Here is a 12,625-nt window from a genome sequence, read left to right on the forward strand (position 1 = left end):
TTTAAACTATTAAAGAGCAATTGAATGGGAAAGGGAGTCACAAGATGCAACTCGATAAATTGCGTGGAAAAGAATTAGATCAGTTATTTACAGCCATCATGAAGATGGATTCATTAGAAGATTGTTATACGTTGTTCGAAGACTTAGCGACCGTCAACGAAATCCAGGCGCTCGCCCAACGTCTGGAAGTCGCACGTCAATTACGTGAAGGCAATACGTATCACAAAATCGAAAAGGCGACCGGTGCTTCAACAGCAACGATCTCGCGTGTCAAACGTTGCTTGAACTACGGTTCTGGTGGTTATGACTTAGCACTCGCCCGTTTAGGTCTTATCGAGCAAGAAGTAGCGGATAACTAATGTTATCCGCTACTTCTATGAAGGGGGGCGCACCGATATGGATTTTGCGTTACAACAAAGAATTCAACATTTCATTCGAAAGCTGACGCCTATCCAGTCGCTCGTCATCATCTACTTCGTTGCTGTCATCATTGGGATCATTCTGCTCGGCTTACCGTGGTCGACGAAAGGAAATTACGACTGGGACTTCACGGACCTGGTCTTCATGGCGGTCAGTTGTGTTAGTGTCACCGGTCTGACGACGGTCTCGGTTTCGGATACCTTTACGACGTTCGGGTACTTCATGATCATGATTTTAGTACAAGTCAGCGGGATCGGCTTGATGTCGCTTCATATCGCGATGTGGGTCATCCTCGGAAAACGAATTGGCTTTCGGGAACGTCAACTTGTCGTCCGAGATCAAAACCAGACGACGATGCAAGGTGTCGTCAAATACATTCGGGAAGTCATCTTGATCATCGTCTCGATTGAGTTGATCGGAGCATTGATTCTCGGGCTGTACTACACAAAGTATTTTCCGACGTTAGGTGAAGCGATGCTTCAAGGGTTATTCGGGTCAGTCAGTGCGACGACGAACGCCGGTTTTGATATCACGGGAGAATCGTTACTACCGTTTCGCGGTGATCTATTCGTCGTCTTCATGCAAATTCTGCTTTTGACGCTCGGCGCGATCGGTTTTCCGGTACTCGTTGAAGTCCGGCGTTATATTTCGTACCGGGCAACACGTCAGGCGACACGTCAACCGTATCATTTTTCACTGTTCACGAAATTGACGGCGTCGACGTTCTTCATTCTCGTTCTCTTTGGAATGGTAGCACTACTACTATTCGAATGGAACCAATCCTTTAAAGGCTTACCAATCGATGAGAAGCTCGTCGACGCCTTGTTCCAATCCGTTACGACTCGTAACGGTGGATTGACGACGATCGATATCACGTCCTTCTCACAAGCCTCGATTTTTGTCTTGTCGCTCTTAATGTTCATCGGAGCGTCACCGTCTTCCGTTGGTGGGGGGATTCGAACGACGACGTTCGCCGTCGCTGTCTTGAGTGTCATCGCCTTCATACGAGGGGAATATGGGATCAAAATCTTCGGTCGTGAGATTGGTCAATCGGATATTTGGAAGGCCTTTGTCGTCATCGTCGTCTCGACTGGCGTGACGATGGTTGGATTGATCGTATTGTTGATTGTTGAGGACGCGCCGTTCCTGGTGCTGTTCTTTGAAGCGTGTTCAGCGTTCGGTACGACCGGTCTATCGCTCGGCATCACGGATCAATTATCGGATATCGGAAAATGGACGTTGTCTGTGCTGATGTTCATTGGTCGAATCGGTGTCATCTCGTTCGTTCTTCTGTTGAAAGCGAACCAACCGAAACGTAACTACAACTATCCGAAGGAATCCGTCATTATCGGATAAGGAGGCTCTTGTATGAAACGTGCCTTTTGGATCAACTTCGCGTATATCTTTGCTGTACCTGTCTTACCGTTTTTGGCGCTCATCAATGGGCGAGCACTCTGTTCACCAGATTCACCGTTACTGGACGTTCCGGTACTCGGCTTCTTTTTAGCAGAACCGTGGGCGTTCGTGCCGGTATATGCCGTCTTTGCGTTGTTACTGGCGTCACTGTTGACGAAACGACGGACACACGTCTGACCATCTCGCTCTGCGCGAGATGGTTTTTTGTTTTATACTGAATGTGGAATGAGAAAGAGAGGATGGGACGAACCGTGTTATTACCTTTTAATGAATGGCGACATGTCTTTAAACTAGATCCAGCAAAACCAATTGATGATGCTAGCCTACAGGCGATTGCGACGTCTGGAACGGATGCGATTCTTGTCGGTGGAACAGATGACATCACACTCGATGCAACGCTTGATCTCTTAATGCGTTTGCGACGATATCCAGTCGCAGTGGCACTTGAGATTTCAGAACTCGAAGCCGCAACGATGGGATTCGATACGTATTTGACGCCGACAGTCCTGAATGCGGGAACATTAGAGTATGTCGTCGAAAAACAGGTCGAGGCATTAGAACAAGTCGGTCATATGCTGGCGCACGCTGATCTTGTCGGGGAAGGGTATATCGTCCTGAATCCTGATGCGAAGGTCGCGCGTGTGACACAAGCAAAGCCGTTAACGTTGGATGAAACCGTCGCTTACGCACAACTTGCGGATAGCGTCTTCCGCTTACCGGTCGTCTATCTCGAATACAGTGGCGTTTACGGGGAACCAGAACGAGTAGCAGCCGTTCGCGATGTGTTGAAGCAGGCACGCCTGTTTTACGGCGGCGGCATCGACTCCGAGGAGCGGGCGCGTGAGATGTTGCAGTATGCGGATACGATCGTCGTTGGGAACGTCATTTATGAGGATTTAAAAGCAGCGCTTGCGACCGTCGCAGCGACACGATAAAATATAGGAACAAAAGTTCGGAATATAAGAAATGAGGCTATTGATATGTTTAATTTGAGTGAACAGCTCGTCAGTGGACTAAACCCTGAGCAAGCAAGAGCAGTCAAGCATACGGAAGGTCCACTGCTGATCATGGCAGGAGCCGGTTCCGGGAAGACACGCGTCCTGACACACCGGGTCGCTTATTTGATGGCGGCTAAACAAGTCGCGCCGTGGAACATCCTTGCGATTACGTTCACGAACAAGGCAGCGCGGGAAATGCGGGACCGGATTGGTCGTTTGGTCGGTGGTGTCGCAAACGATATTTGGGTCTCGACCTTCCACTCGATGTGTGTCCGGATGTTACGTCGCGACATCGATCAGCTTGGATACGATCGCAACTTCACGATCCTTGATTCAAGTGATCAGCAATCGGCGATCAAGCTCGTCTTAAAGGAACAAAACTTGGACCCGAAAAAATGGGATCCGCGATCGATGCTGACGATCATCTCGTCACAGAAAAATGAATTACGCAGTGCTGAATTCTACGCCTCGATCGTGACGAGTCCGTATGAGAAGACCGTTGCTGAAATCTATAAAGGATACGAAGCGGTCCTACGCCGGAACAACGCGCTCGACTTTGATGATCTAATCGGAAAAACAACAGAGTTATTCAAGAAGAGTCCGGATGTCCTTGCGTACTATCAAAAGAAGTTTCGCTACATCCATGTTGATGAGTATCAAGATACGAACAAAGCTCAGTATGATCTCGTCAATCTGTTAGCTTCGGGACATCAGAATCTCTGTGTCGTTGGGGACTCGGATCAGTCGATTTACCGCTGGCGTGGCGCTGACATTGCGAACATCCTCTCGTTCGAAGAGGATTATCCGAGTGCAGCCGTCATCTTACTCGAGCAAAACTACCGTTCCTCGAAACGAATTTTGGAAGCGGCCAACCATGTCATCCAAAACAACTCGACCCGTAAAGATAAGAAACTTTGGACGGATAACGACGAAGGCGAGAAGCTGATCGTTCATACGGCAGAGAACGAGCGGGAAGAAGCATTTTATATCGTCCAGGAAATTCGGAATTCACTTCGCTATGGGATGAAACTGAGTGATATCGCGATTTTATACCGGACGAACGCACAATCGCGTGCGATCGAGGAAACACTTCTCAAATCAAACGTTCCGTACAAAATGATTGGCGGCACGAAGTTCTACGATCGTAAAGAGATCAAAGACGTGCTCGCTTATCTCCGTTTAATTTCGAATCCGGACGAAGACCTGTCCTTCGCACGAATCGTCAATGAACCAAAACGCGGTATCGGCGCGACGACAATTGATAAGCTGCGTGATTTCGCCGATTTACAAGGCGTGTCACTGATGGAAGCGATTCGCGATATCGAATTGTCGAGTATCGCACCAAAAACGGCAGCGAAATTGACGGATTTCCGGACGATGATTCTCGGACTCAGTCAAATGCAAGAATTCATCAGTCTTTCGGAACTGGTTGAAGAAGTGCTTGAGAAATCGGGCTATCGTCAAGTGCTGAAGGAAGATAAGACGCTTGAAGCACAGAGTCGTCTTGAGAACATCAACGAGTTTATCACCGTTGCACAGAACTTTGAGAAGGAGACGGCAAAAGCCGATCCGGAAGACCGGACGATCATCGCCTTCTTGACTGACTTGACACTCGTCGCCGATGTCGATTCACTCGACGAGACGGATCCGGAAGAACAAGTCACGTTGATGACACTCCACTCGGCAAAAGGACTCGAGTTTCCGGTTGTTTTCTTGATTGGGATGGAGGAAGGTTTGTTCCCGCATAGCCGTTCGCTTCAAGATGAAGACGAGATGGAAGAAGAACGTCGCCTCGCGTATGTCGGGATCACACGTGCTGAGAAACGCCTTTACTTGTCACATGCGCGGATGCGCTCCCTGTACGGACGAACGAACGCAAACCAAGAATCACGGTTCCTAGCGGAGCTGCCGGAAGTCGTCATCGAGCGGACCGGTAAAAAAGCGAAGCCACTCCCATGGGAAGATCGCCCTGTCCCACAAGGCAAAGCGGTCATCGGTCGTTCAATCAGTAAACCGACAGCGATGAAGACGTCAGGTGCGGAAACGCTCGGTTGGTCGGTCGGAGATAAGGCAGAGCATGGGAAATGGGGACTCGGTACAGTCGTCCAGACTCGGGGTGAAGGAGATAATCTTGAAATCGATATCGCATTCCCAGCAGTCGGAATCAAACGATTGCTCGCAAAATTCGCACCGATTAAAAAGGTATGACGGGAGGTCCACAGATGGATGCAAGCCAGCGTATAGATGAGATTCGTCAAACATTGAATCGCTACAGCTACGAATATTACGTACTGGATCAACCAACGGTACCGGATGCGACGTACGATCAATTGCTTCGTGAACTGACGGAGCTAGAAACAGCGCATCCGGAACTAATCACGCCAGACTCGCCAACGCAGCGCGTCGGCGCAGCACCGCTTGAAGCCTTCGAGAAGGTGACGCATGACTTACCGATGCTGTCGCTCGGAAACGTCTTTGATGAGACAGAAATTCGCGAATGGGTCGCTCGGATTGAGCGGTCGCTCGGACGTTCGACCACTTATGTCGCCGAACTGAAATTCGATGGACTTGCCATCTCGCTGAAATACGAAGACGGTCGATTCGTTCGTGGAGCGACACGCGGTGATGGAACAGTCGGCGAAAACATCACGCAGAATCTACGGACAATTAAAGCGTTACCGCTTCGTCTACAGGCAGAAGAGACGGTCGAAGTCCGCGGTGAAGCCTATATGCCGAAACAATCGTTCGAACGATTGAATGAAGACCGGGCAAGCCGGGAAGAGACGTTATTCGCGAATCCACGTAACGCGGCAGCAGGTAGTCTGCGTCAGTTGGATTCGTCGATCACGGCGTCGCGTAATCTGTCGTTGTTCGTGTATGGCGTCGGCGTCAATACGTTGACGGCTCGTTCACATAGCGAAGCGATGGCGCAACTCGCTTCACTTGGCTTACCGACCAATCAACATATGCAGACGTGTGAGACGGTCGAAGAGATTCTTGCCTACATCGCACATTGGACAGAAGCACGTGCGAGCCTGCCATATGAGATCGACGGAATCGTCCTGAAAGTCGATCGATACGATGATCAGGAAGAGCTCGGCTTCACAGCAAAAAGTCCCCGCTTCGCGACAGCCTATAAGTTTGCGGCGGAAGAAGTCATGACGACAGTCGAAGACGTTGATTTCAGTGTCGGTCGGACCGGGAAAGTGACGCCGCGTGCCCGTTTTGCACCGGTCGTCGTTGCAGGATCGACGGTGACGTATGCAACACTGCATAACGCTGATTTCATCGCCGAAAAAGATATCCGCCTTCAGGATTCGGTCATCATCAAAAAAGCGGGAGATGTCATCCCGGCAGTCGTACAAGTCGTCACGGCAGAGCGAACGGGAGAAGAGACACCAATCGTCTTCCCGACCCATTGTCCGGCCTGTCAATCGGAACTCGTCCGTCTCGAAGGCGAAGTCGACATCCGCTGTGTCAGTCCGGAATGTCCAGCGCAATTGATGGAAGGTATCATTCACTTCGTTTCGCGTCAAGCGATGAACATCGATGGTCTCGGTGAAAAAGTCGTCCGTCAATTGTATGACCATGAAGCAATCCGGACGATTGCCGATTTATATCGACTCGATCGCGACGAGTTGTTGACGTTCGACCGAATGGGTGAGACGTCCGTCGATAAATTACTTGCGGCGATCGAAGCCTCGAAGCAGAACTCAGTCGAACGTCTCTTGTTTGGTCTCGGAATTCGACTCGTCGGTCAAAAAGCGGCGTATCTCCTAGCGGAACGTTTTGATTCGTTAGCAGAGATTGCGGCAGCTAGCTACGAGGAGATCGTCGCGATCGATGGTATCGGTGGGAAAATCGCGGACTCCATCGTAAAGTACTTCGAGCACCCAGAAGCACAAGCATTGATTCGTGATTTGGAACAACTCGGTGTTAATCAACAGTTCCTTGGTGAACGAGTTGATCAGACGAATGCACCGCTCGGTGGAAAAACGATCGTCTTGACGGGAACACTCGAAAGCCTAAAACGGTCAGAGGCAGGGAAGCGTCTTGAAGCACTTGGTGCCGATGTGACGGGAAGCGTCAGTAAAAAGACAGACGTGCTCGTCGCAGGGGAAAAGGCAGGTTCTAAGCTGACGAAAGCAGAATCGCTCGGCATCGAAATTTGGGATGAAGCGCGTCTGTTAGAAGAATTAGCCAAACACGAGGCTTAAGACCACTGCTATATGAACTAAATAAAGGAAGGCGGGATTCCGCCTTCCTTTATTCGTATTGATCCAATTGTCACGAAGCAATCGTCTCGCTTCGAATCAAGGTACCTTGTTTGATGAGACGATTCGTTGCCGTTTCCGGAGGATCACATGTGATTAATGTGATGGTTGGAGAAGCGACAGATTGGTCGAGGACGGACAATGTCGTCGGTGTGACGAGACGACTTGACGTGATCCGGTACGTATACCGATGTGTTTTCGTCGTGACGATAACGGTATCGCCTTTCTTGACGTCAGGTAGACGATTGAAGTGAAGACCTTCTGTGAAGCTTCGGTGTCCGGCGAGCGCATAATTGCCTTTTCCAGGCGATCCGGTTTTCGGAATATGACCGATACTTCGATCGAGGACTGCTGTCGTCGATCCCTCTAAGATGACTTGTTCAAAATCAATGCTTGGTATCGAGAGTAATCCGACACCTGATTTTGCAAGAGGTTGTTTGGTTTCTTTTGCATCGACGATTTTTAGACTGTTGGTCCATTGTTTCTTTAAATGTTCAGCTTCTTGTTCGCGCTGATAATCACTGATGAAGGGCCAAACGATGAGAGCGATGCCTGCTAACAAAAAAAGCAGACCGATGAATTTACGGCGTGTCATGATAAAAAGTCCTTTCGGATGCGTGAGGGCGCATCATCTTTTTTGAAAAACAGGGGAAAACTTGTCCTTCCCCGATGGAAAACGATTCTGTTATGATAAAGAGAACGATTTGAAAACATGGGGTGCAAATAGAGATGAACTATAAAAAAGCAGTAGCGTTGACGTTATCGAGCACGTTATTTTTGGGTGCTTGTTCGTTCGACCTTTCGCCAAGTAGCGATACAAAAGAAGTCATTACTGAAAGTGAACAAGGTAAGGAAGTCCAAGCCGTCGTCAGTCCAGCCATTGATACGACGGATTCGTATTACCGGACGGTCTTACCGTTTCGTCCAAGCGTCGCACGTGGAATGACACAAAAGCGTGTCAGTTCGCGTCTTGAGCTCGATGAAATCGAAACAGGATTGATGCGTCATTCGACACAATTTTTTGATCCGGAAAAATACTATTACCAAGAAGGTCAGTTACTCGAAGCCGACCAAATCGCAAAATGGTTGTTACGAAAAGGGAAAGCAGGCGATGGCGTCAGCGATCCTGAAGGTTTAAACCCAGCCTACACGTCAGGTAAGTCATATAAAGAAAAAAATCAAAAGTCACCTATGATTCTATCGCATATCTTAGAGCAAGACTACATGCTTGAAGAAGATAAGAAGCTTGAACTCGGTGGTACATCAATCGCTCTCGTCTTAAATAGTGAGTATGTTTTCCAAGATGAAAACTATGGACCGACCTATACCGTTAAACTTGATGAAAAGAAAGTCGTTGCTGAAGGGAAGCGGATGGCAAACGATTTAGTCAAGAAAATGCGTAAGACGCAGGGTATGAAGACGACACCGATTCACGTCGCCCTCTACCTCCAGGAAAAAGAAGGTTCACCGGTTTCCGGTCATTATCTCTCGTCTGCATTCATCGGTCGCGGGAATCAAATCAGCGCGAATGATTGGAAGAACTACAATGAACGCTATTACTACTACCCGTCAGCACGTGCAACGAATGATGTTCGTGATGATGCGGCGAAATTTGATTTATTCAAAGACCGTCTAGAAGACTACTTCCCGAACTACACCGGTATGATGGGGGAAGGCTTCTATCAAGAAGATGAACTTAAAAAGCTTGAAATGAAGATTCCCGTTCAATTTTACGGAAAAGCAGAACTCGTCGCATTCGTTCAGTACGTGACGTACCTGCTTGAGAATCGTTGGGAATATAATCGAAACATTCCGACGACGATCACTGTGACGAACTTGAACGGTGATACGGAAGCGATGCTATTCCTCGATCCGGATACAAAAAAACCAATCGTCAAGATTCGTTGATTTCTCCATTTACTTTATAAAGCGACATTCCTTATTTAGCGGAATGTCGCTTTTTTGTATGACGAACGCTTGAAGATAGAAGTATATGAGTATGAAAGGAAGGGTATGGAAGAAGAATGATATTTTGTTTCACTTTCCCATTTTTTAGGTTTACGAAAGTCAGTAGGAGAGAGCATAATGGAAGAAGAACAGTTCTATAAACGGGGACGGCGCGATGAATCGCCAGTTCTTTTAAAGAAGATGATAAAGGAGAGATCTAGATGAATGGCGGTATCTATTCACAAATCGGAGCAGTTCGAGAAGAACTACCATCGTCCTCACGAAAAGTCGCAGACTACGTCTTGACGCATATGAACCAAATTGCGCGCATGACGATCCACCAACTCGCAGGGGAGTCGGATACAAGTGCTGCTGCAGTCGTTCGCTTTTGCCGTGCACTCGGATTAAAGGGATATCCAGAGCTGCGGATGCGGATTTCGGCTGATACGGCACGCACGGATTTAAAAGGATATCATGATATCGAAAAGGATGAACGTCCGGTCGACTTGATTGAAAAAACGCTTAGTAACAGTATTCAAGCGTTGCAGGATACAGCGAAGCAGTTGAATGATGAACGGATTGCGGATGCGATTGATGTGATTGATCAGGCACGCGCGATTTATTTTTACGGGATTGGGGCATCGCATGTCGTCGCAGAAGACGCGGCGCAAAAATGGACGCGTGTTGGGAAACTGGCGATTCAAGAAACGGATCAACATCTGCTTGCGACGATTTTAGCAAATGCACGCCCAGAAGATGTCTTTTTTGCGATTTCCTACAGTGGTGAGACAGAAGAAGTCGTTGAGTTGATTCGCTTGGCGAAAATCCAAGGGTTAAAGGTTATTAGTCTGACGCGTTTTGGGGACAATCGGATCAGCCAACTAGCAGATATTGCGCTTTGGACTTCGCGCGCACCGGAAGCACCGCTTCGTAGCGCGGCACTCAGTTCACGACTGGCTCAACTGTTTGCGATTGACGTCTTATTCTTGTCCTATGCTGCGGGACACTATGAAGATACACTCGAACGTCTTCAATTTACGCGGGAGAGCGTTAAAACACTGCATCAAAAAAAATAAGGGGGATACATACATGTCAGAACGAACTGCCGGACTAGACGCGTTGTATCCGGAAATGGTGGAGCGTCGTCGTTATCTCCATCAGCACCCGGAGTTATCGTTTCAAGAAGTCGAGACACCGCGTTATATCGCGCAACATTTAAAAACGCTCGGAATCGAAGTCAAGACAGGAGTGGGTGGACGTGGTGTCGTTGGGTACATTCGTGGAGGAAAACCGGGGAAGACCGTCGCGTTACGTGCCGACTTCGATGCTTTACCGATTGCTGACGGAAAAGAGGTCGCGTATCGATCGACAGTTCCGGGCGTGATGCATGCGTGCGGTCATGACGGTCATACGGCGACGTTGCTTGCCGTCGCAAAGACGCTCATGCAACAGCGGGAATCGTTACCGGGGAATGTCGTCTTGATTCATCAACATGCGGAGGAAGTCGTCCCGGGTGGTGCGCGAGATATGATTGCCGACGGTTGTCTTGAAGGGGTCGATGTCATCTTCGGAACGCATCTTTGGTCAACGATCGATCAAGGACACGTCGGTATTCGAATCGGTCCGATCATGGCAGCGGCTGATAAGTTCGAGCTGATCTTATATGGAAAAGGCGGACACGGTGCGAAGCCACACGAGACGATTGATGCTGTCTTACTCGGGGCAACGATCGTCAAGGAATTACAATCGATCGTCAGTCGTCAACTTAATCCGCTAGAGCCGGCAGTCGTGACCGTCGGAACGTTGCACGCGGGGGATACGTTTAATGTCATCGCAGATCAAGCGACATTAACAGGAACGGTCCGAACGTTTAATGAAGCGACAGCGGACGAGATCATTGAGCGGATGGAGCAGACGATCAAAGGAATCTGTCAGGCGGTCGGAGCGACGTATCAATTTACATACGAAAAAGGGTATCCAGCTGTCGTCAACCATGCGGTACCCACCGTATTGATCGAATCCGTCGCACGAGAAATCTTAGGAGACAAGCATGTATTTGAAATCGAACCGACGATGGGCGGCGAGGACTTCGCGTATTATCTGCAACACGTACCCGGTGCGTTCTTCTTTACAGGAGCCGGGGACGCTTCGTATCCACCGCATCATCATCCCCAGTTTGATTTTAAAGAGCCAGCGATGCTTGACGCAGCGCGTATTCTGGTCGAAGCAACGTGGCGGTATTTAGAACAAACTGCTGAAGCATGAAAAAATCGCTCGTCTTGACTCCGAAAAGGAATCAGGGCGAGCGATTGTTGTCTTCTTAACTTAAAATTTCTTGAACACGGCCAACTTGTCCGTCTTCTAGGCGTACTTTGATCCCGTGCGGATGCTGCGGTGATTTCGTGAGAAGGTCTTTAACGATTCCTTCTGTTCGTCTACCTGTTCGTTGATCTTGTTTCAACACGATGCTGACTTTAAGACCAGGTGTGATATTTTTACGTGTTTTACCGTCCATCTGTAGATCCTCCCATCGTTCATTTCCTGTTTGGCTATCAGTATAACATGGTTCAGCCGGTGAAACTTGTTTGTCGCAAGGACGTAAAGTGAAAAGAGAACAGAATGTCAGAAAAAAGTTTGACTATATTTGACCAATTAAGATGTGACTTTTATAATTAAGGTAATGAAGTATAGGAAAAGGAAGTGAACTCGAATGGCAAAAGACTATTATCAAACACTCGGTGTCGCAAAGGATGCATCGAATCAAGATATTAAGCGCGCGTACCGCAAACTGGCGAAGCAATATCATCCAGACGTTAACAAGGAGGCGAGTGCGGACCAGCGCTTCAAGGATATCCAAGAAGCCTTCGATGTGCTTGGGGATGAGGAGAAACGAGCACAGTACGATCGATACGGCAGTAACTTCGACCGGATGGCAGGTGCTGGAGCTGGGGGCGCTGGAGATTATGAAGATCTGTTCCGACAGTTCGGAGGTGGTGGACGGACACGACCTGGACAATCGTTCGGATTTGAAGACATGTTCGGTTCGTTCTTTAGTCAGGAAGAAGTGTCGACCGATGAAGAGCTTGAATTGACGGTTCCACTCAGTCATCTCAGTACGAATGAAAAAGTCACGGTGCGTCTTGCGACTGGTTCGATTCAGTTGACGCTACCGAAAGATGTCTATGACGGCAAAAAAGTCCGCTTACGTGGAAAAAGTTCGATGCGTAACCGACAAGGTGTCGCGGGAGATGTTTACGTGACGATTCACCTGAAGGATGACGATCAGTTCCGACGGGTCGACCAAGACGTCATCTCGACCGTCCGCGTTCATCCGACGACACTTGTACTTGGAGGAGAAGTCGTCGCAGATACACTTGAAGGAAAACGAATTAAACTGAAAGTCAAACCGGGCACAAAACCAGGAGCACGACTTCGGATTCCAAATCGTGGTCTGAGTCAAGCGAATGGTCATCGTGGGGCATTACTCGTCCAACTCGAAGTCAAGTTACCTGAGATGGACCGCGCCTTTTATGAAGAGTGGGAACGTCAACTTGCAGTGAAGGAGTGATC

The 12,625-nt window shown here is 48.7% G+C and carries 12 protein-coding genes; 10 read left to right on the forward strand and 2 right to left on the reverse strand.

Annotation, left to right across the window (positions count from 1 at the left end; all coding sequences use genetic code 11):
• Positions 1-44: 44 nt before the first annotated feature.
• The 6 genes from ASG02_RS10880 to ligA all read left to right on the forward strand — a co-directional run bounded on the left by ASG02_RS10880 (position 45) and on the right by ligA (position 7,051).
• On the forward strand, positions 45-359 hold the full coding sequence (locus tag ASG02_RS10880) for a YerC/YecD family TrpR-related protein (RefSeq protein ID WP_023467078.1): 315 nt from the start codon (positions 45-47) through the stop codon (positions 357-359).
• A gap of 37 nt (positions 360-396) precedes the next feature.
• Entirely contained in the window at positions 397-1,776 is a 1,380-nt protein-coding gene (locus ASG02_RS10885; RefSeq protein ID WP_056063401.1) for a TrkH family potassium uptake protein, read from the forward strand.
• A 12-nt stretch (positions 1,777-1,788) separates the two neighbouring features.
• A complete protein-coding gene (locus tag ASG02_RS10890) occupies positions 1,789-2,013 on the forward strand; it encodes a hypothetical protein (RefSeq protein ID WP_056063404.1) in 225 nt (74 codons plus the stop codon).
• Between the two features lie 62 nt (positions 2,014-2,075).
• Positions 2,076-2,771: a heptaprenylglyceryl phosphate synthase gene (locus tag ASG02_RS10895; protein WP_023467081.1), complete on the forward strand. Its 696-nt coding sequence runs from the start codon at positions 2,076-2,078 to the stop codon at positions 2,769-2,771.
• A 45-nt stretch (positions 2,772-2,816) separates the two neighbouring features.
• Complete coding sequence (gene pcrA, locus ASG02_RS10900) at positions 2,817-5,042, forward strand: DNA helicase PcrA (RefSeq protein ID WP_056063407.1); 2,226 nt, start codon at positions 2,817-2,819, stop codon at positions 5,040-5,042.
• 14 nt (positions 5,043-5,056) lie between these two features.
• Positions 5,057-7,051 carry an NAD-dependent DNA ligase LigA gene (gene ligA / locus ASG02_RS10905; RefSeq protein ID WP_056063410.1) on the forward strand — a complete coding sequence of 665 codons (1,995 nt, stop codon included), beginning with the start codon at positions 5,057-5,059 and terminating at the stop codon, positions 7,049-7,051.
• Between the two features lie 70 nt (positions 7,052-7,121).
• Here ligA and ASG02_RS10910 read toward each other — a convergent pair whose 3' ends face one another.
• Entirely contained in the window at positions 7,122-7,703 is a 582-nt protein-coding gene (locus tag ASG02_RS10910; protein WP_056063411.1) for a class D sortase, read from the reverse strand.
• Between the two features lie 134 nt (positions 7,704-7,837).
• On the opposite strand from ASG02_RS10910, the gene ASG02_RS10915 reads away from it, so the two are divergent.
• The 3 genes from ASG02_RS10915 to ASG02_RS10925 all read left to right on the forward strand — a co-directional run bounded on the left by ASG02_RS10915 (position 7,838) and on the right by ASG02_RS10925 (position 11,320).
• The gene (locus ASG02_RS10915; protein ID WP_056063414.1) at positions 7,838-9,016 is read left to right on the forward strand and encodes a CamS family sex pheromone protein; all 1,179 of its coding nucleotides are present in this window, start codon (positions 7,838-7,840) and stop codon (positions 9,014-9,016) included.
• Between the two features lie 260 nt (positions 9,017-9,276).
• Positions 9,277-10,131: a MurR/RpiR family transcriptional regulator gene (locus ASG02_RS10920; protein ID WP_056063417.1), complete on the forward strand. Its 855-nt coding sequence runs from the start codon at positions 9,277-9,279 to the stop codon at positions 10,129-10,131.
• 13 nt (positions 10,132-10,144) lie between these two features.
• On the forward strand, positions 10,145-11,320 hold the full coding sequence (locus ASG02_RS10925; RefSeq protein WP_035412321.1) for a M20 family metallopeptidase: 1,176 nt from the start codon (positions 10,145-10,147) through the stop codon (positions 11,318-11,320).
• Positions 11,321-11,375: 55 nt separating this feature from the next.
• Here the strand turns inward: ASG02_RS10925 and ASG02_RS10930 are convergent, their stop codons facing one another.
• Positions 11,376-11,570 carry a YwbE family protein gene (locus ASG02_RS10930; protein WP_056063418.1) on the reverse strand — a complete coding sequence of 65 codons (195 nt, stop codon included), beginning with the start codon at positions 11,568-11,570 and terminating at the stop codon, positions 11,376-11,378.
• 195 nt (positions 11,571-11,765) lie between these two features.
• On the opposite strand from ASG02_RS10930, the gene ASG02_RS10935 reads away from it, so the two are divergent.
• Positions 11,766-12,623: a DnaJ C-terminal domain-containing protein gene (locus ASG02_RS10935; RefSeq protein ID WP_035412324.1), complete on the forward strand. Its 858-nt coding sequence runs from the start codon at positions 11,766-11,768 to the stop codon at positions 12,621-12,623.
• Positions 12,624-12,625: the final 2 nt, after the last annotated feature.

It is taken from the genome of Exiguobacterium sp. Leaf196 (assembly GCF_001423965.1).
Taxonomy (GTDB): domain Bacteria; phylum Bacillota; class Bacilli; order Exiguobacteriales; family Exiguobacteriaceae; genus Exiguobacterium_A.

Excerpts from the sequence above, each read along its gene's own strand:
- ASG02_RS10880 (WP_023467078.1), top strand. The coding sequence starts at position 45 with ATGCAACTCGATAAATTGCGTGGAAAAGAATTAGATCAGTTATTTACA.
- ASG02_RS10885 (WP_056063401.1), top strand. The coding sequence starts at position 397 with ATGGATTTTGCGTTACAACAAAGAATTCAACATTTCATTCGAAAGCTG.
- ASG02_RS10890 (WP_056063404.1), top strand. The coding sequence starts at position 1,789 with ATGAAACGTGCCTTTTGGATCAACTTCGCGTATATCTTTGCTGTACCT.
- ASG02_RS10895 (WP_023467081.1), top strand. The coding sequence starts at position 2,076 with ATGGGACGAACCGTGTTATTACCTTTTAATGAATGGCGACATGTCTTT.
- pcrA (WP_056063407.1), top strand. The coding sequence starts at position 2,817 with ATGTTTAATTTGAGTGAACAGCTCGTCAGTGGACTAAACCCTGAGCAA.
- ligA (WP_056063410.1), top strand. The coding sequence starts at position 5,057 with ATGGATGCAAGCCAGCGTATAGATGAGATTCGTCAAACATTGAATCGC.
- ASG02_RS10910 (WP_056063411.1), bottom strand. The coding sequence starts at position 7,703 with ATGACACGCCGTAAATTCATCGGTCTGCTTTTTTTGTTAGCAGGCATC.
- ASG02_RS10915 (WP_056063414.1), top strand. The coding sequence starts at position 7,838 with ATGAACTATAAAAAAGCAGTAGCGTTGACGTTATCGAGCACGTTATTT.
- ASG02_RS10920 (WP_056063417.1), top strand. The coding sequence starts at position 9,277 with ATGAATGGCGGTATCTATTCACAAATCGGAGCAGTTCGAGAAGAACTA.
- ASG02_RS10925 (WP_035412321.1), top strand. The coding sequence starts at position 10,145 with ATGTCAGAACGAACTGCCGGACTAGACGCGTTGTATCCGGAAATGGTG.
- ASG02_RS10930 (WP_056063418.1), bottom strand. The coding sequence starts at position 11,570 with ATGGACGGTAAAACACGTAAAAATATCACACCTGGTCTTAAAGTCAGC.
- ASG02_RS10935 (WP_035412324.1), top strand. The coding sequence starts at position 11,766 with ATGGCAAAAGACTATTATCAAACACTCGGTGTCGCAAAGGATGCATCG.